This window comes from Mesorhizobium sp. M00.F.Ca.ET.216.01.1.1 (assembly GCF_004010325.2).
Classification (GTDB): Bacteria; Pseudomonadota; Alphaproteobacteria; order Rhizobiales; family Rhizobiaceae; genus Mesorhizobium.
Genome location: NZ_SADR02000021.1, coordinates 109,608 through 131,256, shown reverse-complemented (window position 1 = coordinate 131,256; position 21,649 = coordinate 109,608). Strand labels below are relative to the sequence as shown.

The following is a 21,649-nucleotide window of genomic DNA, read 5'->3' as shown; positions in this document are numbered from 1 at the left end:
AAGCCTTCAAATTCGAGCTGGTCAGAGATACAGTGTGTTTGCATCGGACCCCGTCCTTGGATCTGATAACTCTTTGTTGCAAAAGCAGTTTCTCAGATTCTCGGGGCCGATGCACCCCTCACTTTGAGATATTCAGGCTAGCCGAGGAATCACATCTCGATTCCACCAGTCCACCCCTAAGTTAGCGCCTATGGGACAGCGCCCCTCTGTCCTGCCGGACATCTCCCCCTCAAGGGGGGAGATTGGCAGCTCCATTGGCAGTGCCTCTTTTTCAATGTTGGAGATTAGCGAAAGCCGAAGTGATATCCAATCTCCCCCCTTGAGGGGGAGATGCCCGGCAGGGCAAAGGGGGCGAAGGACTCCAAGCTAAAACATCCCGTTCTGGTTGAGCGCCTGTTCCGGGATCGGCTGGATGACGTCCCAGTGCTCGACGATCTTGCCGTCCTCGAACCGGAAGATGTCGACGATCGCCGAACCGCGGTCGCCGGGCACGCGCACGCCATGCGTGTGCGCGACGACGAAGTCGCCATCAGCGAAGACCCGCTTGACCTCGGCGCGCAGGCCGGGGAAGTTTTCCCGCAGGAAAGCGAGGAAGGCCTTGAAGCCTTCGATGCCGTCATCAATCAAGGGATTGTGCTGGACGTAGCGGCTGCCGAGGAATTTCGAGGCGGCCTCGAAATCCGTGCGGTTGATGGCGGCTTCATAGAAGGCCCGAACGGTCGCTTTATTGGCCTCGAGCTTCGAAGCGTCCGAGCCGATTTTCTGCAGTGACAAGGTCATGACGGTTTCTCCAGGTTGCGGTTTGGGGACGGCGGGATTCTTGAATTCAAGGTACAAAATTGGTCGTGACGAAAGAGCCTGATTGCCGGCGCCTGATCATGGTTTTTCCTGGCTAGATCAACGACATGACGGCATGCACGACGCGGTGCAATTGCTCGGTCCGGTCCGACATTTTTGCGATCACGGTCATGCCGAGGATCGTGGTCATCAGCAGGCTGGCCAGTTCCCGCGCGTCGCGGCCGGCATCGAGTTCGCCGTTACGCTGGCCCTCCTCGATCGCCGCCTGCAGCGCGCGTTCCATGCGCTCGAAAATGGAATGCACGATCGCGGTGGCGGCCTCGTCGCGCCCGCCAAGTTCGGCCACCGTGTTCACTCCCATGCAGCCGCGTCGCCGCAGATGGGCGGTTTCCGGAGCGGCAAGCCGCTCAAGCGCTGCCTGCAGCCGTGCCCTTGCCGGTCCTGGCCGGTTCAGCACCGCAACCAAGGCCGCCACGCGCGCCTCGCCGTAATGGCGCAAGGCCTCGCCGAACAGCGCCCGCTTGTTGTCGAAGGTATTATAGAGGCTGCCCTTGCCGATGCCGAGCGCCCCGACGAGGTCGGCCGGCGTCGTCGCGCCATAGCCCTGGCGCCAGAACAGATCCGTCGCGGCGGCCACCGCGGCCTCGGGGTCGAATTGCTTCAATCTTCCCATGGTTGAGGTGGTAGCGATTCTGTACCCGTAGGTCAACAAAAATTGCGACCGGCGCTGAAGCTGCCGATCTCCCCATGGGGAGATTGCGCTCTCATCCGCTTTCGCCACTCACCACGACAAAGCAAACGCCAGCTTGCCGAAATGCCGGCCGCCGGCTGCCATGTGCGCGTAGGCCTCGGCCGCCTGGTCCTGGCTGTACACCGTGTCGATTACCGGCTCAATGCGGGCGGCGCCGATGGCGCGGGCGGCGTCGCGCAGGTCGGACACCGATCCGGTGTTGTTGCCCACCACCCTGAGCGCCTTGATGATGATCGGCAGCAGGTTGGCGGTGGCCTCGGCGCCGGTGACAAAGCCGATGGTGAACACCGTGCCGCCGGGTGCCGTGGCGTTGATCGCGCGGGCGAAGGTGGCCGAACCGCCGGTCTCGACGATCAGGTCGGCGCCGACGCCGTCGGTCAACTCAAGCACCTTGCCGTCCCAGTCCGGCGTCGTGCGGTAATTGATCAGGTGGTTGGCGCCGAGCGCCCTGGCGCGCTCCAGCTTCTCGTCCGACGACGAGGTGATGATGACGGTGGCGCCGGCGGCCTTGGCAAGCTGCAGGGTCAGGATCGAGACGCCGCCGGTGCCGAGCAGCACGACGACCGATCCCGGCCCGACATTGGCGGCGCGGATCGCGTTCCACGCGGTGGTGCCGGCGATCGGCAGCGTCGCCGCCGCTTCGAAGGACAAATGCGCCGGCACCGGCACCACGGCATTGGCGGGCAGCGCGACATATTCGGCGAGCGACCCAGGCAGCGTCAGGCCACGCATCTGCGTCATCTCGTAGGGCCGCGGACGGCCGCCGATCCAGCGCGGCTTGGCATGGGCGATGACGCGGTCGTTGACGGCAAGCCTCGACACGCCCTCGCCGAGCGCAACGATCTCGCCGGCGCCATCGACGACCGGAATGAGCGGAAAGCTCGGTCCGGGATAATTGCCGCTCGCCACCGCGACATCGACGAAGTTGAGGCTCGCGGCACGCAGGCGGATCAGCACTTCGCCGCGCTGCGGCTCGGGTGTGGCAACGGTGGCCGCGCGAAAGGCGTCCAGCCTGGGTGCAGTCAGTTCGATGGCTTTCATGGTTTCACTCCAGTTGATCGGCCGATTGAAGGGCCAATAGATGGGATTGAGTGAAACTAGCTGCTGCGCTAACTCTCCGTAATCTTCTGTTTTCACATTTGAGTTTTGCACATCATGCAGCAATCCCATGAACCGGCAGCATTGGCCGAGATGGCCGCCTTCGCGGCGATCGCCGAGGCACGCTCCTTCACCAAAGCGGCGGCGCGCGTCGGGCGCGACGCGACGATCCTGTCGCGGCGCCTTGCATCGCTGGAGGAGCGGCTCGGCGTCAGGCTGCTGCACCGCACGACGCGCAGCGTGTCGCTGACCGAGGCAGGAGCCGAGTTCCTCGTTCGCGTCCGCGCCATCCTGGCAGCGGTCGACGAGGCCGAGGCTGCCGCGTCGGCGCATGCCGGCGGCGGGCCGCGCGGCGTGCTGCGGCTGGCGCTGCCCGGATCGTTCGGACGCATGTGGATTGGCCCGTTGCTGCCAGAATTTCTCGCCGAATTTCCGGACGTTCGCATCGAGGCCGAGTTCTCCAACCGTTTCGTCGACCTCGTTGCCGAGAATTTCGATGTCGCAGTCCGTCTCGGCGCGCTGGAGGATTCACGCCTGGTGGCGCGCAAGGTGGCAACGCGGCGCAGGCTGCTGTGCGCCGCCCCCTCCTACCTCGCCCGCAGGGGCACGCCGACCACGCCGCAGGTGCTTGCCGAGCATAGCTGCCTGGGCTTCACCGGGTTCCAGACCTTTCCCGCTTGGGAGATGACCGACAGCACGGGTCGGCGCGTTCGTATCGAGGTTTCCGGGCCGCTGGTCACCGACGATGCCGAGGTGCTGGTCGAAGCCGCCGTGCAGGGCGTCGGGCTGATGATGAGCACCGACTGGCTGGTCGGACGCGAGCTCGCCGACGGACGGCTGGTGCCCGTGCTGCAGGACTGGACGCTTGCCGACGAGGGCGCGGTCTATCTCGTCATGCCCTCGGCCAAGGGGCAAGCCGCCAAGACGCGCGCCTTCGCCGACTGGATCGGCAAGTGCTTTGCTCCGGAGCCGCCGTGGCGGTGAGGGGTGGAGCTGCGGCTTGGGTCGCGCTTGAATACTCTGTCCTGCAACGCTAGTGATTAGCGAAAAGCCGGGATGACGGCCAATCTCCCCCCTCGTGGGGGAGATTGGCCGCTTCAGTGCCTCACCTCCCCTCACCCGGCTGCTTGGTGAGATGACCGAGCAGGTCCATCGGCAGAGGAAACACCACCGTCGACGAGCGCTCGCCGGCGACGTTCTGCAGGGCCTCGAAGTAGCGCAGCTGCATGGCCTGCGGCTCCTCGGCCAGCATCTTGCCGGCCTCGACGAGTTTTGCCGCCGCCTGCTGTTCGCCCTCGGCGTTGATCACCTTGGCGCGCCGCAGCCGTTCGGCCTCGGCCTGCTTGGCGATGGCGCGGATCATGCTCTCATTGAGGTCGACATGCTTGATCTCGACATTGGAAACCTTGATACCCCAGGCATCGGTCCGCTGATCGAGGATCTCCTGGATATCGCTATTGAGCTTGTCGCGCTCGGCCAGCATCTCATCGAGCTCATGCTTGCCGAGCACCGAGCGCAACGTGGTCTGCGCCAGCTGGTTGGTCGCGGCCATGAAGTCCTCGACCTGGATCACCGACCGCTCGGCGTCGACGATGCGAAAATACAGCACCGCGTTGACCTTCACCGAGACGTTGTCGCGCGAGATCACGTCCTGCGGCGGCACATCCTGCACCACCACCCGAAGGTCGACCTTCACCATCTGCTGCACGAAGGGGATGAGGATGATGAGGCCGGGTCCCTTGACCCCGGTGAAGCGGCCGAGCGTGAAGACCACGCCGCGCTGATATTCCCTCAGGATGCGAATGGCCGCGGACAGGAACATGACCACGACAAGCGCTGCTACCAGATAGGCCACATAACCGATGATCATTGCCTTGCTCCATCGTTTCCCACATTGCGGCGCCGGATCGTCAGCACGAGGCCTCTGACATCGGCCACTTCGACGCTGTCGCCCACTGCAAGCGGTTCGTCTGCCTTCGCCCGCCAGCGCTCGCCGCCGGCCAGCACGTGGCCCTCGCCGCCCTGCCAGTCGAGGACCTTGGCGGGAAGCCCTTGCATGGCCTGTGCGCCAACGCGCGGAACGTTCTTGCGGACCGCCCACAAATAGCTGCCGGTCAGCAGCGCCAGGCCGAGCGTCAGGAAGGCGGCCGTGCCGATGACGGCCCACGACATCTCGAAGCCGGGACCCTCGATCCTGAGCAGCATGGCAGCGCCGAGCAGAAAGGCAGCCACGCCTCCCAGCCCAAGCACTACGGTGGGGTTGAAGGCCTCGACGACGAGGAAGACGATGCCAAGCAGCATCAAGGCAAGGCCGGCATAGCTGATCGGCAGGAGATTGAGCGCATAGAGGCCGAGCAGCAGGCAGATCGTGCCGATCACGCCGGGCGCGACCGCGCCCGGGCTCATGAACTCGAAGACGAGACCGTAGACGCCGACCAGCATCAGGATGACGGCGATGTTCGGATCGGTGATGACGGCGAGAAGCTGGATGAGCCAGCCGGGCTCCAGCGTTTCAACCGGCAGCCCCTTCGTCGCCAGTGCCTGTTTCCTGCCTGATACCTCGACCGTGCGGCCGTCGGCCAACTGAAGCAGCTCGGTGGTGTCGCGGGCGATGAAATCGACGACACGCTCCTGCAACGCCGCGCTGGCCGACAGGCTGGCCGCTTCGCGCACGGCCTTTTCACCCCATTCGGCATTGCGCCCGCGCAGCTCAGCCAGGCTGCGGATCAGGGCAACCGCGTCGTTCGTCGCCTTGGCGATCATCGCATCGCCCGCAGGCGCGTTCTTCTGGTCCTTGCCGGCGTCATTGTTCTTGTCGTCGCCGCCGGGAAAGGACGGCAGCGGCCCGCCCATCTCGATCGGCGTTGCCGCGCCCAGATTGGTGCCGGGCGCCATCGCCGCCACATGGGTCGCGTAGAGGATATAGGTCCCGGCGCTCGCCGCGTGCCCGCCGGCGGGCGCGACATAGCCGATGACGGGAACCGGCGAGGCCAGGATATCGGCGATGATCTCGCGCATGCTGGTGACCAGCCCGCCGGGCGTGTCCATCTGCAGGATGAGAACCTCGGCGTTGCGCTCTGCGGCCACCGCCAGCGCTTCCTCGATCTGCATGGCACTCGCCGGACCGATGGCGCCGTCTATCTCGACGCGCAACGCAACCCGCTCCCGGCCGCTCGCCTCTTCGGTTACGAAAGAGGGCCAAACGATAGCGGCAGCAACGAAAGCCGCGGCAACAAGGGCCACACGCGCAAGTTTCACGCTCAAAGCTCCACATGCAACATATGGGCCCGATCCTGCCGAAATCCATGACGCGGGGGGCGGCGGGCAAAGGGGACGGGATGTCGGTGTCGCGTGCGCGGCGGATGACGGCGTTCCATCCCGCCCCCCTCTGTCCTGCCGGACATCTCCCCCACTTGGCCCGCAAGGGGGGAGATTGGATGTCACTTCGGATTTTCGCCAATCTCCAACGCCAGAAGGGCGCGCGACGACGAAGCTGCCAATCTCCCCCCTTGCGGGGGAGATGTCCGGCAGGACAGAGGGGGTGTTCAGGCGCCGACAATGAAATTGTCATGGGAGTAGCTTGAAGCCGAGTTGTTACCGCTTTCGCGAAAACGGTAACAACTTCATAGTGGCGGTGGCGCTGGAAAGACGCGGTCGTATCCCCTTCTCCTCACTCGCGGATCGCGCGCCCTGCCTGCTGGAGCAATTCAAACGCCGCGAACCGCTTGTCATGCCTTTGCCCCAGATCTCCGCCGGCCGGGCGATAGATCCCGCCCATGCGCGACATGGCGGTCATGGCCTGGATCACGTCGAGGTAGCGCCCGGCGGCCACCGCGCCAAGCATGGCCGAACCGAGCAGCACCGGTTCGGGCGAGGTCGATGCGGCCACGGTCACGCCGGTCGTGTCGGCCAGAAGCTGGCGCACCAGTTCACTCTGCGCGGCGCCGCCGCTGACGACGATGGTGTCGATGACGACGCCCTTTCCGGCCATTGCCGCCAGGATCTGGCGCACGCCATAGCCAAGCCCGCACAGGCCGGCGACATAGAGCGCGACCAGACTGTCCAGAGAATTGTCCATGCCGAGGCCGGCGATCAGTCCCTTGGCCTGCGGATCGGCGAAGGGCGAGCGGTTGCCGAGGAATTCCGGCACGACATGCAGCCCTTCGGCGAGGCGCGCCGCCGAGGACAGGTCGGCGGAACCCACCGTTGCCTGCTGGCCAAGCCATGCTGCCAGACTGATGCCTTGCGCGCCGGCCTGTGCTGCTGCTTCGGCAGAGGCCGGGTGGAAGCCGACAAGGTGTTCGATCGCGGCGCCCGCCGCTGATTGACCGCCCTCGTTGAGCCATAGGCCCGGCACCATCGAGGAGAAATACGGGCCCCAGACGCCGGGCACGAAAGCCGGCTCGCTGGTGCTCGCCATGGTGCAGGCCGAGGTGCCGAAGACATAGGCCATTCTCGATTGCAAGGTTCCGACGGAACCCTTGCTGCCGATGGTGCCGACGCCGCCGGCATGGGCGTCGATCAGCCCGGCGGCGACAGCCGTTCCCGGCAGCAGGCCGAGTTCGGCGGCGGCCGCCTCGGTCAAGCCGTCGGCAAGCGCGGTGCCGCCCTCGACGATTTCGGTGCCGATCCGCGTGAAGCCCTCGTCGGCGAGCGCGCCGAGGCCGATGGCGCGAAAATACTGTTCGTCCCAGCGCCGCTCATGGCCGAGATAGGTCCATTTGCAGGTCAGCGTGCAGATCGAGCGCGCCAGGCTTCCGGTTGCCCGCCAGGTCAGGTAGTCGGTGAGGTCGAAGAAATGCTCGGCCGCGGCAAAGCTTTCCGGCAGGTTCTCCTTGAGCCAGAGCAGCTTGGGGGTCTCCATCTCCGGAGAAATCGTGCCGCCGACATAGTCGAGCACGGCATACTTGCCGGCATTGATGCGCCGGGCCTGGTCGAGGGCGCGGTGGTCCATCCAGACGATGATGTTGCGCTGGCTGTCGCCCGAGCGGCCGACCGGCAAAGGCGTGCCGCCCTGCCCGACCAAGACCAGCGAGCAAGTGGCATCGAAGCCGATGCCGGCAATGTCGCGCGGCCCGAGCCCGGACTTCGCCACCGCCTCGCGCACGCTGGCGCACACGGCGCGCCAGATATCCTGGCTCGACTGCTCGGCGATCTCGCCCGGCTCGATAAACAAGGCGATGTCGCGCTTGGCGGAAGCCAGCAAGGTGCCTTCGGCGTCGAACACCCCTGCCCTGGCGCTGCCAGTGCCGACGTCGATCCCGAGATAGTGGGAGGGCATGGATGAGCCTCACATGGTGTTGGTGGTGAATGGTGAATGGATATAATTGTGAGCTTTGGCTCGTGAAGAAATATAATTCACCATTCACCATTCACCATTCACCTCACAGATCATTGCTCTGCGGCAGGATAACCAGATCCCGAATGGTGATGTTCCTCGGGCGCGTGAGCATAAACAGCACCGCTTCAGCGACCTCGGCCGGTTGCATCAATCCTCCGGCCGCCAGCTCTTCATCGAGCTTCTCCTTCGGCCAATCGCTGATGAGGGCCGTCACGACAGGTCCCGGAGCCACGGCGCCAACGCGCAGGCCATGCTTGGCGACCTGCCGGCGGACCGTATGGACGAAGGCCTGCACGGCATGCTTGGAGGCCGTGTAGATCGGCTCCCAGACGACCGGAACAAGCCCGGCTATCGAACTGGTGACGATGATGTCGCCGATCTTGCGCTCGACCATGTGCGGCAGAACGGCGTGGATGGACCGGAACACAGAGTTGATGTTTAGGTTCAGCATGCGGTCCCATGCATCTGGATCGCCATCGATTACTTCGCCGCCGATATAGGAACCGGCATTGGCATGGAAGATGTCGAGCTGGCCTTCCTTCTCCAGGATCTGCGGCATCATGCCGGCGACATCAGCCGGATCGGTGAGGTCGATCACCAGCGGGATCGCGTTTGGACCGAGTTCGGCGCAGACCTCTTTCAGCCTGTCCCCCGCGCGGTCGACGAGCACGACGCGAGCGCCGGCGGCGATAAGCGCCCTGGCACATTCGAGGCCGATGCCCGACGCGGCGCCGGTGATTGCCGCGACTTTTCCAATCAGTTCCTGAGCCATTTCTATATTTCCTGTTTGAGCATGATCTTGTCCGAAAACCGGTTCCCACTTTTCGGGATCATGCTCTCGTTGATCGGTTCAGGCTCGGCCATGGGAAACCCGCGAGCGGCGCGCCAGGGAGTCGACGATCACCGCGATCGCAAGAACGGCGCCGGTGATCATGTAACGGAGCGATGACGACAGATCGAGCAGCGTCAGTCCGCTGGCGATCGACTGGATGACGATTATGCCGAGCAGCGCGGAATAGGCGCTGCCGCGGCCGCCGAACAGGCTGGTGCCGCCGATGACGGCCGCCGCAATGGCGTTGAGGTTGACGTCGCCAGTGCCGGCCTGCTGGCTTGCCGACGCCAGGCGCGCGGCCGAAAGCACGCCGCCGAGTGCTGCGAACATCGAGCACAGCACGAAGGCGCTGAGATAGATGGAGCGCACCTTGATACCGGCACGACGCGCCGCTTCGCGATTGCCGCCGACGGCGGTCATCGAGCGGCCCCATTTGGTGCGGGTCAGCGCATAGTTCATCGCCACGACCAGTCCGACAAAAAGGCCGAACATCCACGGGATGCCGCGCGACTGGTTGAGATAGGCGATGATCAGTTCCAACAGGATGGTGATGGCCAGCGCGCGCACGATCAGGCCACTGACCGAGCGCGCCGACAGATTGACCGCGCGGCGGCGGTTGACGGTGCGCAGGCCGGTGACCAACATGACGATGCCCGGAAGCGCTGCCAGCCCATAGGAGACCCAGTCCGGCATGACCAGCAGCTGGCCGAAATTCACCAGGTTCGAGCCATAGGGAAGATTGATCGAGCCGGTGGAGCCGAGGATGTAGAGCTGCATGCCGAGCACGGCCAGCAGGCCGGCCAGCGTCGAGACGAAGCTCGGCATGCCGAGCCGGTTGAACAGCAATGCGTAGAGCGAGCCGATCAGCCCGCCGAAAGCGACGGCTGCGAGGATGGCGAGCGCGACCGGCCAGCCCTGGTTGACCCAAAGCGTGCCGACAAGCGCCGAGGCAAAACCGCTGATCGAGCCGACCGAAAGGTCGATCTCGCCGACCATCAGCACGCAGACGATGCCGAGCGAAATCACGCCCACCGTCGAGCAGTCGAAGAGCAGATTGACCAGGTTGCTGCTCGAGACGAAGATCGGGTTGAGGCTGGTGAACACGGTCCAGATGATCACCAGTCCGACGATGACCGGCAGCGAGCCGAGGTCGCCCGAACGCACGCGGTCGAGGAAGGCGCTGATCCTGCCGCTGACCCCGGTGGCATGCTTGACGCGCACGTCGCTGCGGTCCAGCGCCGTCGAAGCCGATGTGTCGTGCTTGATCTCTGACGTCATGGCCGCTGCTCCTGCGTTTGCCCGCGCCCAATCTGCTCGCGTTCTGCACGGCGCCGTTCGGCGCGGCGGGAGACGGCGTTGTTCGAGGCGCCGGTGATGGCGCTGACCAGCTCCTGGTTCGAGGCATCGGGATCGAAGACGCCGTTGTTGCGGCCAAGCCGCAGCACGACGATCCGGTCGGCGACGGCGCGCACGTCCTCCATGTTGTGGCTGATCATGACGACGGCGAGGCCGCGGTCGCGGACGCGGTCGATGAGGTTCAGCACTTCCGCCGTCTGGGCGACGCCGAGTGCCGCGGTCGGCTCGTCAAGCAGGATAAGCTTCGGTTCGAGCAGCAGCGAGCGGGCAATGGCGACAGTCTGGCGCTGGCCGCCCGACAGCGAGGCGACCGCCTCGCGCACGCTCGGGATGCGCGCCGACAATTCGTTGAGCAGCGTCCAGGCGCGGATCTCCATCGCCACCTCGTCCAGCTGCAGCGGATTGAGCTCGTTGCCGAGGAAGATATTGGCGACCACGTCGAGGTTTTCGCACAGCGCCAGATCCTGGAAGACGGTGGCGATGCCGAGCGTCAGCGCGGCACTGGGGTCAGGCATCGTGACCGGCTTGCCGCGGAAGGTGATGGTGCCCGAGCTTGGCTGATGGACGCCGGCCAGGATCTTGACCAGCGTCGATTTGCCGGCGCCGTTGTCGCCGACAAGCGCCACCACCTCACCCGCATGCACATCGAGGTCGATGTCGGTCAGTGCCGAAACGGCGCCGAAATGCTTCGAGATTCCGCGCAGGCTGAGCACCAGCTCGCCCGCCGAAACCGGTCCCTCAGGGGTGTCCGTCATGATGGCAACCTTTCTTCTGGATGACCGGTCATCTGACTGCGAACGCCCGGCCGCCGCAAGGGCGGCCGGATGTCGTTTGTTTGACCATGATCTTTCCAAAACCTGGTTCCCTGTTTTGGGATCATGGTCTGGTTGGGATCATGGTCCGGCGATTACTCGATGCCGAGCTTCTTGCAGCCTTCGGCATAGCGGTCGACGCAAAGCTCCGCGGCCGTGTTGATCTTCTTGTCGATGATCTCGGCCTTGAGGTTTTCCTGCGTCACCACCGCCGGCGTGAACAGCTGCGAGGGCGTATCATAGAGCGTCATTTCGGCCTTCGGCGTCTCGCCTGACAGCAGCTTGACGGCGACATTGGCGGCCGCCGCCGCAACGATCTCGCTCGGCTTGGAGATGGTGTTGTACAGGTCGCCGGCGATGATCAGCTGCAAGGCCGCGATTGTCGCGTCATTGCCGGTGACCGGCGGCACCGGATCGACACCGGCCGCCTTGAAGGCCGCGACCGCACCGCCGCCGGTGCCGTCATTGGCGGCGACGACGCCGAGGATCTTCGGCCCGAAGCGGGTGATCTGGCCGCTCGCCCATTGCTGTGCCTTCGGCGGCGCCCATTCCGGCGTGTCGAACTCGGCCAGGATCTTGTAGCCGCTGTTGTCGAGGCCTTCGTGGATGCCCTTCTTGATCAGCCCGGCCGCCGCGTCGGTCGGCGAACCGTTGATCTGCAGCACGCCGCCATTGGCAGGGTTGACCTTCATCGCCTTGAGGTTCTCGACAAGCGAATCGGCGATCGCCTTGCCGATGCCCTCATTGTTGAACGAGACGTAGAAATCGGCCGGCGTGCTTGGAACCGGTCGGTCATAGGCGATCACTTTGATGCCCTGGCTCTGCGCCAGCTTGACCAGCGAGGCCGCCGCGGTCGAGTCGACCGGGTCGAGCACGATCGCCTTGGCGCCCTGCGAGATGACGGAGTTGAACTGCTGTTGCTGGCGCGAGGCATCGGCATCGGCATTCTGGTAGACCACCTTGCAGCCGGGACAGAGCTTCTTCATCTCGGCGACAAAGCCCGGATAGTCATGCTCCTCATAGCGGGTCGAGGCCTGGTCGGGCATCAGGAAGGCGACAGTGGCGTCGGTGACCGTGTCGGCAAAGGCCGCGGTGCCACCGAGAAGAGAGAGTGCGAGCGCAATTGCACCCGTCGATTTCCACGCAAATCTGGTCATTCGAATATCTCCGTTTCGAGGAATGGTTGAACGATCCGGTCTCGAAGCACGCTTGGCCGCGCGCAAGGCCCTTGACCGCCAGTCTGACAGTTGAGAGGAGTAACGGCTCGCGACATCTCGTGGATCCGCCTGGATCGCCAGTTTTGTTCACAAGTCTGTGCGAGCCCCTATCCTCTTGATATTGCTGGATTTCAGGACAAGCGACCTCCAGCCCGGGGCGCCTCCCACGCACCCCGCGTCCTTTCTCTCCGTAATGTTTCGGCTCCTCCCGGCCCTCCCTGTTAGGCGGCAATCTCCGCGCTTATGTTTTCTGCCAGCAAGGCCCTGAAGCGCGAAGGCGACATGCCTTTCTGCACCAGGAACTGGCGGTTGAAATTCGAGATGTTGTTGTAGCCGGCGGCGTAGCAGATCTCGGTGATCGACATCTGCGCTTCGCTCATCAGCAGCTGACAGGCGAGGTTGATGCGTAGCCGGTTGACGTACTGGACGAGCGCCATGCCGGTGTGGCGGCGGAAACTGCGCGAGAAGGCGCTGGGGCTGCGCCCGGCGATGGCCGCGAGGTCGCTTTCGCTGAACGGCTCGGTCAGACGCGCGTTGATGTAGGCGAGCGCCTGGTTGATGCCGGCCGACATGAAGCCCGAGGGGTCGGGCAGATAGCCGGCGCTGGTCAGCGGCTGCACGTCGGCGGCGCGGCTCAATATATCCATAAGCGTCATGAACAGCGCGATGCGGCGCATCCCTTGCGCCTCGACGAGTTCGGCCAGCACCGGACCGGCAAGCTCCGCCGTGGCGGTGGAAAACAGCGCGCCGCGGCGGCTGAGCTCGAGGATGCCGGCGCACGCGGCAAGCTCGGGAAGTGCGGCCGTGGCATCGGCGATGAACTCTTCGGAGAACTGGACGACGCGGCCGCGCAGCGGCACGCAAGAGCCGGCCGGCACGTCGCTGACCCAGTTATGCGGCAGGTTGGGACCGGTGAGCACGAGGTTGCCCGGCTCGAACTCGCCGATGAAGTCGCCGACGAAATAGCGGCCGGTGGTGGCGACGACATGATGGATTTCGTATTCGGGATGGAAATGCCAGCGCACGGTGTGGAAGGGGTAGCCGTGGGCCCAGGCCTTGAACGACTCGCCACGTCTGATCTGGACGACTTCCAGGTCTGGATTCATCCTCATTCCTCCCGGCGCCGGTCCGGTCGTACGACCAGTTGCTGCGCCCTTGTCCCGCAGGCCGCGTTTGCCGCTCTCTGCTACGATCAAAGCTTAGGCGGCAATTGACGAAGCCGCCACCACGGCTTGTCCACCTGACTGATACTTTTTTGACATTTTTGGCGGTTTTGCGGTCGCAGACGAGACATTGTCGGATGCAGTCGAAGATTCGGGAGTGCCAAGTGTCGGCTGGTGACGCGTCGCGGACCCAGGGCGAACGCGCGCCGCGGCTGTCATCAGCGACCCCATCGGAATACCGCCACACTTGTTACTCCCACTGTTCGCTTTCCACTGCCAAACTATCACGATCAACAACGAGCGATGAGCAGCGAATGGAACCGCGCTTCGGCCATGAGGCGCGGGAATTCGCGGAAATCAGGAGGTTCAAAAATCATGACCAAATCAGCCGAGAACGGACGGAAGGGCGGACAGTCTGCCATGCACACACCACCGGTCGTGTCATCACAGGAGTGGGAGGCCGCCCGCGAGCAGCTGCTCGTGAAGGAGAAGGCCCAGACCCGCGCCCGGGACGCGCTGGCCGCCGAGCGCCGGCGGATGCCGTGGATGGCGGTGGAGAAGACGTATGCGTTCGAGGGGCCTGACGGAAAGGCGAGCCTGCTCGACCTGTTCGAGGGCCGCCGTCAACTGATCGTCTACCGCGCCTTCTTCGAGCCCGGGGTGTACGGCTGGCCCGATCACGCCTGCCGCGGCTGTTCGCTCGGGGCCGATCAGGTCGGCCACCTCGCCCATCTCAACGCCCGCGACACCACTTTGGTCTACGCCTCGCGCGCACCGCAGGCGGACATCGCGCGCCTGAAGAAGCGGATGGGCTGGGAGATGCCCTGGTACACCATCACCGACAGCTTCGATAAGGACTTCGGCGTCGACGAGTGGCACGGCCACAACGTGTTCATCCGCGACGGTGAGCGCATTTTCCGTACCTATTTCATCAACAACCGCGGCGACGAGGCGATGGGGACCGTCTGGAGCTACCTCGACATCACACCGCTCGGCCGCCAGGAGGTCTGGGAGGACTCGCCCGAGGGCTATCCGCAGACCCCGACCTACAAATGGTGGAACTGGCACGACAACTACGACGCCGACGCGACGCCCGACAAAAAGTGGGTGGAAGTGTCGGACGCCGGAGAGGCGGCGTTCCGGAACCAGGACACGAGCTCGAAGCCGTGAGCCAAGCCCGTTCCGGTGGATCCGACGGGCGGCGACAGTCGGTCTGAGGGGTTTGCGATCGGCCGTAGCGAAGATCCGCTAGAGCGGTCGCGAATGACCTGAACTGGCGGATATTGTTGAAAAAGCCCGGCGCGCCATAAAGCAAGCGCCGGCGACACAGAGTTGCGCTCAGTGAATACTGACCGCTACGGTGCCGTAGCGGTCAGGCTTGCTCTTCCGCATCCGCGTCTCCCTCCAGTTTCCGACGCAGCGCCGTCATGACGCTGTGCGTCGTTTTGATGTCCTTGACCAACAGCCCATCCGCGATGGTTCTCGATCCAATGGGCCTGCAAGCGCGACGGCCTCAAGATGAAAGGCCGGCTCCAGACTTTCAACTGCATCCAAATGATCTGCCCGTATAATTGAGAATCGGCGGGTTCCCACCTTCCGCAGCCTCATGCCCCGCATCGGCTGCCATTCTCTACGCCACATCGTATGCCTACTGGTAGATTTCAAAATGCTCAAGAGACGACGACTCAACTAACGCTCTTTCGTCCCCCATATAGATCGACTGTTTCCAGCTTGGTCCAACGGCTGCCTTAATAGCCTCGACGTTCTCCCAGATCATGCACATACAAAAGGTACGGCTGCCGCTCTCAGCCATTGGCTTACCTGGATAGAACGTTATCAATCCGGATTGCTTCTTAAGCCAAGGTATCGAAAGCTTCTCGACGCGATCCTGCCAGAGGTGTTCATTACCGGCGAAAACTGTGCCCCGGTAAATTCGCATGATCATCGCTAGGTTTCCTTCTCAGGCTGACGCCGGCTCCCCGTCGTGCTGGGCGTCTGGCAGCCGTCCCGCTGCTCTACGGCGTTGGCAGTAGGACGCCTCTGAACCTGGCACGTACTGCATGGGACAACCGGCGATGGATTTATTCGGGGGCCTCGTCGCGTCCTCCGTGGAAGAAGGATTGGATTTCCTCCATGTCGACGGCGCCATCGCTATTGTCGTCGACGGCGTTGAATATCCGCCCGATGAAATCCTGAATCTCGTTCTGCGAAAGCGCGCCATCGCCGTCGGCGTCCACTACAGCAAACATCATTCGCATGGCCGCACCGTGCATCATCCCGCCTCCCATGCCACCGCGGCCTCTCATCCCGCGCCCTTCAGGCGGGCCCATTCTATGGTCGCGATGCCAGCGGTCGCCACCGCGCCGTTCTTCTGGCGCGCCGCGGTCCCCTTGCATTCTTTCCTGCATCATTTCGCTCATCATCTGCCGCATCATTTCGCGCATCGAGTTTTGGGTCTGAGCGTTGTCCGGCGATTTTTCGGCGCCCTGCTCCTGAACTGCGGGCGCAGGTGTCCCGCTCGTCTGCGCCAGCGCCGGCGAGGCCAACAAAGTCAACAGCGCGGCAACGGCTGCAGTTGTGGTTGGTAATGTCATCATGTCCTCCCTTGGATAGATGGTGGGCCGAGCGTGTCGGCATCCAGCCAAACCCGCTGCTGTCGTCTTGGTTCCTGACGGGCCAGAAGATGGCCGTTGCTTGCAATTCCGATCGACCGCAAGCCTACGCAATTATTCGTGCTGGCGCGCAGCAATACGGCAGTTACAGTAGTGCCTGGCTCATGACGTGGCGTTGGGAGGATTGGTTCATGTCGGGCATCGAAGGATCCAAGCGTTCGCTAAACATCCTGGCCGCAACCGGTCTAGCGCTCGGCGGGGTATTCGGCTTGGCCGGGACGATGACCTCTCAGCCAAACCTGCAGGCTGTGGCATGGGGCATCGATAGTTGTGGACTTGTGATGGCTTGTGCTTTGCTGACTTTGAAATTCCACAAGATGGGAAGTGAGATCGTCTCTGGCGGCTTTCTCGTGTTCGGCATCGGCGAGGGCGTCATATTGTCGGGAACGGCGGCGGGCGCGAGCGCCAGCGTCCCTTCATTCGGCGCCGGCGTCGCGCTATGGGCGACCGGGCTCCTGCTCATCAGCATGCCAAGGCAATTCCCGATCTGGGTTCGGACGTTCGGCATCGTCGCTTCAGCCTTGTTCCTGATCACCGCGGCAAGGATTTTCTGGGGCGAGCAAGTGCTGCCCACCGCGTCGCCGCTGCCGTTCTTCGCCTACCCCTTCCTGGTCGTCACGTTCGCCGGTTGGATTTGGGCGCTTTTGCGAGAAAGTCCGGCCTGAGCAATGACCGTCGCATCCAAACCGCCGCGCTGTGATGGCGCGGGTTTGGCTCGATTCACCAGGGAAGCGGGCCATCGTCGTTGAAGTACCCGGCGGTCGGGCCATCGGTGTCCAAGGTCGCTGGGCGTATGACGATCTCAGCCGCCTGCTGCACGGTGCGGTGGCCTCTATGTCCGTTGAGGTCGGTGGCGGTGTAGCCGGGCGCCGCGGCGTTGACCTTGATGCCTTGCGGCGCGAGCTCCCGGCGAAGGCCACGGTGACGGCGTTCAAGGCCGTCTTGGAGCTGCCAGGGCGGCGGGCGCGGCAAGCAGCAGCGGCAGGAATGCCTGGGTCACCCGGATCGGGCCGAACACATTGACGTCATGAGTTGCCTGGATATCGGCAATACGCTGTTGGCCCGGCGGCAGGTCGTAGTTGATGGCAACGCCGGCATTGTTCACCAGCACGTCGAGGCAAGACCCCTCCGCGCCGACGGCGTTGGCGGCGGCCGCTACGCTTTCCTCGTTTGTGACGTCGATCTCAAGCCAATGAACGTCAAGGCCTTCGGCGCGCAATGCTTGCGCCGCCGCCATGAGACGCCGATTTGGATCGTGAACCAGGCATGACGATCTTAAGATTAACAAGAGGAGTTGACCATGAACATCAAGATGATCTGCCTGAGCACGATGGTGCTTTCGATGCTGAGCGGTACGGCTCTTGCCGGCGCGCTCGACAGCCCATACAAGACAGCCTTCTTCACCGATACCAGCATGACTACGACGAAGTCGGAGGCCGGAATGGCCATGAGCCACGTGGACTGGGCCCGCACGTGGAAGGAATGCAGCGACCAGACCATCGACAAGCAGCACAATGATTTCTGCAAGACGACCAAACAGCTAGGCGGCGCCAACTAGGTTGAGAACTCATAAACACGTTGCGCGGTGGCTGACGAGAGTCCACTTAGGTTGAAACTCCGGAAGTCGGTCAGGGTCGGAGCCACTTCCGGAACGCGCCACGAGCCGACCATTGAGGCGCTTCTTCAAGCCTGTCGTCTGCGCTACGCAATGCAATCATTGTCGGACATGCCACTAAACAGGAGCTTCGCGACAACCTCAGCCCGTTCGGCCACTAGTTCCGAGCCGATCAGCCGGCCGCCACTTTCGCCCAGGCTGGTCTGATGGCCGACTTGCCTGCGTTCCTCAGAACGTCGCCAGCCGCGAATTCGGCATGGTCTCTCCATAGGCTTGTCGCAGCGTCCGCTTCTCCTCCAACGCAACAATGACGCTTATGGCAAAATCCGTCTTGTACATGACGGCGAGCCGTGCCAACCCGCCTGGCGTGAAGACGTTGATTTCCAGAAGTTTGTCGCCGACGATGTCGAGCCCAACTAGAAACATGCCGTCGCTGATCAACTTGGGGCGGACCATCTCGGCAATGCCCAACATCGTGCCCGTTACCTTGACCCTGCGGGCGGTTCCGGCGGAATGGATATTGGACCGGACGTCGCCCTTGGCTGGAACGCGGCGAAAGGCTGCGTAATTGCCATCGCGCGCCAGCGGCAGGCCGTTCATCAGGAAAAGACGCACATCACCAGCCTTAGCCTCCGGAATGTAGACCTGCGCGATGAGATAGCCGTCACCGCTGGCCGCCTCGAAAATCTGGTTGAGGTTGGAATCAGTAGGCGTCGCAATATGGAAGACGTTCTTGCCACCCGACCCTTGGAGTGGCTTGACGATGCAGCCCTTCGCATGTTTGTCGATGAACGCGCGGATCTCAGTAATACTGCGCGAAATCAGGGTCGCCGGCCTAACCACCTCGGGAAAAGTCTGAAGGTAGAGCTTGCTCTGTGCCTGCGCTAGACCGTCCGGATCGTTGACGACAATGACGCCGCGTTCCGCTGCAAGCCGCCCGAACATAATGCCTGCGTTGGCGGCCCATGGTCGATCGGTGGCGTCCAGCGACGGGTCGTTGCGCAGAAACAAAATGTCGATATCGCTTATCGCGAAGGTCTTTTTCTGCTTCGCGGCATCCTTCAGGGCAGCATACAGCTTATCGGCCGTCTTGTAGGGAGCATCCGGCACGACCACGACGCTGACAACCAGACTGTCATCCGGACGCAGTATGAAGTCGCCCGGTTCAACATAGACAACAGAATGGCCGCGCTGGACTGCAGCCAGAGCCAACGTTGTCGTCGTATAGCCGGGCGTCTCGCTCTCAATGGAATTGACAAAGAACGCAATACGCAATGAGGAGGCTCCGCTCAAGTTTCAACCATATCGATCGGATCGATCCCCGCCATCGCTTTCTTGAGGCGCGGACGCGCCGCGTCGGAAGAGAGAAACGCAGGTTCGAGGCGTGGCGCTCGCAGCAGGCCGCGCGCGTTAAGTTCCTGGATAGCGCCGAAATGCGCGGCGGAGATCTTGCCGATCCAGAAGGGAGTGAGACTGCCGCCGTTCTTCAGATGATCGAGGATCTGCGCCACGCCGCGCAGATAGATGGCGTCTTTTGCAAGGCCACCGCCTCGATAGACACGCAGAACGACGTTGAAGGCGCTCCGATCATCGAGACCGAAATCCCTTTGGAGAATGCGGAAGGCTTCCTCGAACGTTGCGGAGTCGAGCATCGCCTGACATGCGATGACCCTGGCTGCGATCAGCCTCAAGCGCGTTGCGGTCATGCCGCCGACAAGATATTCCGCCAGCACGGCCAGTCCCTCCTGCATACCCTCGTAGCCGGCGAGCCCGCTGCGGAAGATGGCGAGCCCCTGCGCATCACCGTTGAAATAGGTCAGCAGATGAACACCGATCTCGTGACTAAGCAGCGCAGTCAGACGCTCCGATGGAAGGTTGGTATCGCGCGAAACCAGTAGTCGGTTTCGAGAGACCAGGAGGCCGGCCGGCAGGTCGCCGCGGATCTCCACGGAAGCATCGAATTCGGGGTAGGCTGCCCGGTATCCGGCGATCATGTCTCGCGCGGCCGCGGCAACGGCGTCAGCACCCAGGCCCTTCTGCCGGGCCGCCGAAGCAACTCGCGGCGCCTTTTCGAGAATGGTGCGTGCCCTTGCCGCCAGGCTCGGCTCGACGCCGCCATAGAGTGCTCGTCCGAGTTCGACGAAGCGGGGCGTTTCGCGTGCCGCGAGCATCGACAGCTGGAGATCGAGTTCCTGCTGCTTTTCGGAGAGCAGTTTGGTCAGGAGTGGATCTTCCAGATGATCGAGCGAGATCGAATAGAGCTTCCGTTTCTGGGCGGCGACCTCGAACTCGAGCGGCCTGTAGAGCAATGCGGGCACACGCTCGAAGACGCCTGCCTGGAATTCCAGCCAGGCTGGTTCGGCATTGATCGGTGTGACGGCAAGCAGAAAATCGAACGTCGATGCGACATCGTCGATCGCCCGATCAGCGCGCACGACTGCGTCGATATAGGCGCGGCGCCCCAGTGAACGATGGGTTGCCGGCTGTTCCAGCCCTGATGCCTTCAGGAAGGCGCTGACGGCCTGAAGCGCGGAATCGACCATGTTGGCGACAACGAGGTCGTGGAGTTCAGGGTAGACGCGTTTGGTGCCCGGCACCCGGTAGATCGGTGCGAAGCGTACCGTCAGGCACGCTGCATCACCGAGCTCATCCCAGAGCCGTGCTTCGGCGGGTGTCGTGGGGTTGAGTTCGTCCACGCGGGGCGTGCGGTATTTTGCTTCGCGTGCGGACGCAGCGGTGGCGAAGCGCTTGAGTGCAGCCTTCTCCGCCGCGGTGTCGCCGCAGGCCAGCGCGATCTCGAAAGGCGGTAGGAACGGAACATCCTCCGTCAGGAACCGGTCTTTGGCCAACTCGCCGATGTCCAGCACGAGGAATGCGCCGCAGTGATCCCGCATCATTCGCGCTACCAGCCGCGCGACCTCGCCGGCGAGGCCAATGTCGGCTGCGATCAGATAGGACGCGTTGGCGGAGACGGCATGGAATGCCGCATCCTGATGCGACCCAACATGGACACACAGAAAGGGCAGCGGCCGATCCAAGTGCAAACGGTTGCCGTTGCCGAACTCGCGCCGGATCGGCTTGCCGTCCCGAAAAAGCGCGTCCAAGTCCGATTCGATTTGCGCCAACGGAGGTGCGGGCTCAACGAGCTTGGGCTTCATTGCATGCCCCGCAGCGCCGACTCCAGGACGGGCACCGTAGACGCCAGCATGGCGCGCAGCCGTTCGATTGTTCCCCAGTCGGGGTCGCCGCTCCATTCGTCCATGAAAATCTTCTTGAACTCTACCGCGATGGCACACCCGGTTTCTGGAAAATTGGCATGGACGAAACGAGTCTGTTCGCCCTTGCCCTGGAAGGACACATTCTCGCGCACGTCGATCGGCTCGCCGTTGAGATGGTGGCCGCGAAGCGTCTCGATGAAAGCGTCGACAACCGGCGCCCAGCGCTGGCGGTCCATAGAAGACGTTCCAATGTTGATGTCGGGCGCGACGTCGCGAGACGTAGGCATAGCCTCCGGCCCGTCGCGCCGGTGATTATAGCTATGGACGTCGACAAGAACGAACCTGCCATAGTGCTTCTCGATACCGGCGAGGACACGGTTCAGCTCACTGTAGAAGGCGTCGTGAAGGGAGAGAGACTCCTTTACGATGTCCTCGGCCGGCTGACCTCGCCAGACTTTCAGACCCCAGGACTGGTCTGGCGACCGGTAGACCGCAGCCTCACGCGCGCGGTTCAGATCTACTTGGAAGCGCGATCGATGAACGATGATTTGGGTAGGAAAATCGGCGATGAAGCGCTCGGTGAACGGGTCCTCTTCTCGACGCCGGTCAGGATCAGAGAGACGCATGAGCAATCGACAAGCCCTGCCCATGTCGGTGCCGCTGTGGATTGCTGTACCTACTATAGGAGACTCTCCGACCTTGATTGTCCAGCCTGCCGGTGATCCGCCCGGATCGTTGTTGGAAGTCGTCTTGTTCATGGTCCAGCGAAATGCGCG

At 63.3% G+C, this 21,649-nt stretch carries 21 protein-coding genes; 4 read left to right on the top strand and 17 right to left on the bottom strand.

Features of this window, described 5'->3' with window-relative positions; translation table 11 throughout:
* Positions 1 to 366: 366 nt before the first annotated feature.
* From EN859_RS25075 to EN859_RS25065, 3 genes are all read right to left on the bottom strand, one after another.
* Positions 367 to 780, bottom strand: coding sequence for a nuclear transport factor 2 family protein (locus EN859_RS25075; protein ID WP_127855495.1), 414 nt, complete (start codon positions 778 to 780; stop codon positions 367 to 369).
* A gap of 112 nt (positions 781 to 892) precedes the next feature.
* Positions 893 to 1,462: a TetR/AcrR family transcriptional regulator gene (locus tag EN859_RS25070; RefSeq protein ID WP_210237721.1), complete on the bottom strand. Its 570-nt coding sequence runs from the start codon at positions 1,460 to 1,462 to the stop codon at positions 893 to 895.
* A 117-nt stretch (positions 1,463 to 1,579) separates the two neighbouring features.
* Positions 1,580 to 2,590: an NAD(P)-dependent alcohol dehydrogenase gene (locus tag EN859_RS25065; RefSeq protein ID WP_127855493.1), complete on the bottom strand. Its 1,011-nt coding sequence runs from the start codon at positions 2,588 to 2,590 to the stop codon at positions 1,580 to 1,582.
* 114 nt (positions 2,591 to 2,704) lie between these two features.
* Here EN859_RS25065 and EN859_RS25060 point away from each other — a divergent pair, with 114 nt between their 5' ends.
* Positions 2,705 to 3,631, top strand: a complete 927-nt coding sequence (locus tag EN859_RS25060; RefSeq protein ID WP_127855492.1) for a LysR family transcriptional regulator — start codon at positions 2,705 to 2,707, stop codon at positions 3,629 to 3,631.
* 121 nt (positions 3,632 to 3,752) lie between these two features.
* Here the strand turns inward: EN859_RS25060 and EN859_RS25055 are convergent, their stop codons facing one another.
* The 8 genes from EN859_RS25055 to EN859_RS25020 all read right to left on the bottom strand — a co-directional run bounded on the left by EN859_RS25055 (position 3,753) and on the right by EN859_RS25020 (position 13,311).
* Positions 3,753 to 4,517, bottom strand: a complete 765-nt coding sequence (locus EN859_RS25055) for a slipin family protein (protein ID WP_127855491.1) — start codon at positions 4,515 to 4,517, stop codon at positions 3,753 to 3,755.
* Positions 4,514 to 5,905: a nodulation protein NfeD gene (locus EN859_RS25050; protein WP_127855490.1), complete on the bottom strand. Its 1,392-nt coding sequence runs from the start codon at positions 5,903 to 5,905 to the stop codon at positions 4,514 to 4,516. Before EN859_RS25050 ends, EN859_RS25055 begins: the two co-directional genes overlap by 4 nt.
* 412 nt (positions 5,906 to 6,317) lie before the next feature.
* Positions 6,318 to 7,928, bottom strand: a complete 1,611-nt coding sequence (locus tag EN859_RS25045) for an FGGY-family carbohydrate kinase (RefSeq protein ID WP_127855489.1) — start codon at positions 7,926 to 7,928, stop codon at positions 6,318 to 6,320.
* A gap of 103 nt (positions 7,929 to 8,031) precedes the next feature.
* Positions 8,032 to 8,760: an SDR family oxidoreductase gene (locus EN859_RS25040; RefSeq protein ID WP_127855488.1), complete on the bottom strand. Its 729-nt coding sequence runs from the start codon at positions 8,758 to 8,760 to the stop codon at positions 8,032 to 8,034.
* Between the two features lie 78 nt (positions 8,761 to 8,838).
* The gene (locus tag EN859_RS25035; RefSeq protein WP_127855487.1) at positions 8,839 to 10,098 is read right to left on the bottom strand and encodes a sugar ABC transporter permease; all 1,260 of its coding nucleotides are present in this window, start codon (positions 10,096 to 10,098) and stop codon (positions 8,839 to 8,841) included.
* On the bottom strand, positions 10,095 to 10,931 hold the full coding sequence (locus tag EN859_RS25030) for an ATP-binding cassette domain-containing protein (protein WP_127855486.1): 837 nt from the start codon (positions 10,929 to 10,931) through the stop codon (positions 10,095 to 10,097). Before EN859_RS25030 ends, EN859_RS25035 begins: the two co-directional genes overlap by 4 nt.
* A 152-nt stretch (positions 10,932 to 11,083) precedes the next feature.
* The gene (locus tag EN859_RS25025; protein WP_127855485.1) at positions 11,084 to 12,145 is read right to left on the bottom strand and encodes a sugar ABC transporter substrate-binding protein; all 1,062 of its coding nucleotides are present in this window, start codon (positions 12,143 to 12,145) and stop codon (positions 11,084 to 11,086) included.
* Positions 12,146 to 12,426: 281 nt separating this feature from the next.
* Complete coding sequence (locus tag EN859_RS25020; RefSeq protein WP_127855484.1) at positions 12,427 to 13,311, bottom strand: AraC family transcriptional regulator; 885 nt, start codon at positions 13,309 to 13,311, stop codon at positions 12,427 to 12,429.
* Positions 13,312 to 13,743: 432 nt separating this feature from the next.
* Between EN859_RS25020 and EN859_RS25015 the strand changes: the two genes are divergently transcribed.
* A complete protein-coding gene (locus tag EN859_RS25015; RefSeq protein WP_127855483.1) occupies positions 13,744 to 14,538 on the top strand; it encodes a DUF899 domain-containing protein in 795 nt (264 codons plus the stop codon).
* A gap of 478 nt (positions 14,539 to 15,016) precedes the next feature.
* Here EN859_RS25015 and EN859_RS25010 read toward each other — a convergent pair whose 3' ends face one another.
* On the bottom strand, positions 15,017 to 15,313 hold the full coding sequence (locus EN859_RS25010; protein WP_127855482.1) for a hypothetical protein: 297 nt from the start codon (positions 15,311 to 15,313) through the stop codon (positions 15,017 to 15,019).
* Positions 15,314 to 15,449: 136 nt separating this feature from the next.
* Positions 15,450 to 15,965 (bottom strand): EF-hand domain-containing protein, encoded by a 516-nt coding sequence (locus EN859_RS25005; protein WP_245525695.1) that lies wholly within the window; start codon positions 15,963 to 15,965, stop codon positions 15,450 to 15,452.
* An 86-nt stretch (positions 15,966 to 16,051) separates the two neighbouring features.
* On the opposite strand from EN859_RS25005, the gene EN859_RS38315 reads away from it, so the two are divergent.
* Positions 16,052 to 16,705 carry a hypothetical protein gene (locus EN859_RS38315; protein WP_189502221.1) on the top strand — a complete coding sequence of 218 codons (654 nt, stop codon included), beginning with the start codon at positions 16,052 to 16,054 and terminating at the stop codon, positions 16,703 to 16,705.
* Between the two features lie 266 nt (positions 16,706 to 16,971).
* On the opposite strand, the gene EN859_RS39590 is transcribed toward EN859_RS38315, so the two are convergent.
* Positions 16,972 to 17,277 carry an SDR family NAD(P)-dependent oxidoreductase gene (locus EN859_RS39590; RefSeq protein WP_245525694.1) on the bottom strand — a complete coding sequence of 102 codons (306 nt, stop codon included), beginning with the start codon at positions 17,275 to 17,277 and terminating at the stop codon, positions 16,972 to 16,974.
* Between the two features lie 63 nt (positions 17,278 to 17,340).
* Here EN859_RS39590 and EN859_RS24990 point away from each other — a divergent pair, with 63 nt between their 5' ends.
* A complete protein-coding gene (locus EN859_RS24990; protein WP_127855481.1) occupies positions 17,341 to 17,598 on the top strand; it encodes a hypothetical protein in 258 nt (85 codons plus the stop codon).
* 285 nt (positions 17,599 to 17,883) lie between these two features.
* Here EN859_RS24990 and EN859_RS24985 read toward each other — a convergent pair whose 3' ends face one another.
* Genes EN859_RS24985 through EN859_RS24975 form a run of 3 tightly spaced genes read right to left on the bottom strand, consistent with a single transcriptional unit; the run spans position 17,884 to position 21,631 of the window.
* Positions 17,884 to 18,930 (bottom strand): glutathione synthetase, encoded by a 1,047-nt coding sequence (locus tag EN859_RS24985; protein WP_127855480.1) that lies wholly within the window; start codon positions 18,928 to 18,930, stop codon positions 17,884 to 17,886.
* A 14-nt stretch (positions 18,931 to 18,944) separates the two neighbouring features.
* Positions 18,945 to 20,759 carry a flavohemoglobin expression-modulating QEGLA motif protein gene (locus EN859_RS24980; RefSeq protein ID WP_245525693.1) on the bottom strand — a complete coding sequence of 605 codons (1,815 nt, stop codon included), beginning with the start codon at positions 20,757 to 20,759 and terminating at the stop codon, positions 18,945 to 18,947.
* Positions 20,760 to 20,809: 50 nt separating this feature from the next.
* Positions 20,810 to 21,631 (bottom strand): N-formylglutamate amidohydrolase, encoded by an 822-nt coding sequence (locus EN859_RS24975; RefSeq protein WP_127855478.1) that lies wholly within the window; start codon positions 21,629 to 21,631, stop codon positions 20,810 to 20,812.
* Between the last annotated feature and the right edge of the window lie 18 nt (positions 21,632 to 21,649).

Excerpts from the sequence above, each read along its gene's own strand:
- EN859_RS25075 (WP_127855495.1), bottom strand. The coding sequence starts at position 780 with ATGACCTTGTCACTGCAGAAAATCGGCTCGGACGCTTCGAAGCTCGAG.
- EN859_RS25065 (WP_127855493.1), bottom strand. The coding sequence starts at position 2,590 with ATGAAAGCCATCGAACTGACTGCACCCAGGCTGGACGCCTTTCGCGCG.
- EN859_RS25060 (WP_127855492.1), top strand. The coding sequence starts at position 2,705 with ATGCAGCAATCCCATGAACCGGCAGCATTGGCCGAGATGGCCGCCTTC.
- EN859_RS25055 (WP_127855491.1), bottom strand. The coding sequence starts at position 4,517 with ATGATCATCGGTTATGTGGCCTATCTGGTAGCAGCGCTTGTCGTGGTC.
- EN859_RS25045 (WP_127855489.1), bottom strand. The coding sequence starts at position 7,928 with ATGCCCTCCCACTATCTCGGGATCGACGTCGGCACTGGCAGCGCCAGG.
- EN859_RS25040 (WP_127855488.1), bottom strand. The coding sequence starts at position 8,760 with ATGGCTCAGGAACTGATTGGAAAAGTCGCGGCAATCACCGGCGCCGCG.
- EN859_RS25035 (WP_127855487.1), bottom strand. The coding sequence starts at position 10,098 with ATGACGTCAGAGATCAAGCACGACACATCGGCTTCGACGGCGCTGGAC.
- EN859_RS25030 (WP_127855486.1), bottom strand. The coding sequence starts at position 10,931 with ATGACGGACACCCCTGAGGGACCGGTTTCGGCGGGCGAGCTGGTGCTC.
- EN859_RS25025 (WP_127855485.1), bottom strand. The coding sequence starts at position 12,145 with ATGACCAGATTTGCGTGGAAATCGACGGGTGCAATTGCGCTCGCACTC.
- EN859_RS25020 (WP_127855484.1), bottom strand. The coding sequence starts at position 13,311 with ATGAATCCAGACCTGGAAGTCGTCCAGATCAGACGTGGCGAGTCGTTC.
- EN859_RS25015 (WP_127855483.1), top strand. The coding sequence starts at position 13,744 with ATGACCAAATCAGCCGAGAACGGACGGAAGGGCGGACAGTCTGCCATG.
- EN859_RS25010 (WP_127855482.1), bottom strand. The coding sequence starts at position 15,313 with ATGATCATGCGAATTTACCGGGGCACAGTTTTCGCCGGTAATGAACAC.
- EN859_RS25005 (WP_245525695.1), bottom strand. The coding sequence starts at position 15,965 with ATGATGACATTACCAACCACAACTGCAGCCGTTGCCGCGCTGTTGACT.
- EN859_RS38315 (WP_189502221.1), top strand. The coding sequence starts at position 16,052 with ATGGCCGTTGCTTGCAATTCCGATCGACCGCAAGCCTACGCAATTATT.
- EN859_RS39590 (WP_245525694.1), bottom strand. The coding sequence starts at position 17,277 with ATGGCGGCGGCGCAAGCATTGCGCGCCGAAGGCCTTGACGTTCATTGG.
- EN859_RS24990 (WP_127855481.1), top strand. The coding sequence starts at position 17,341 with ATGAACATCAAGATGATCTGCCTGAGCACGATGGTGCTTTCGATGCTG.
- EN859_RS24975 (WP_127855478.1), bottom strand. The coding sequence starts at position 21,631 with ATGAACAAGACGACTTCCAACAACGATCCGGGCGGATCACCGGCAGGC.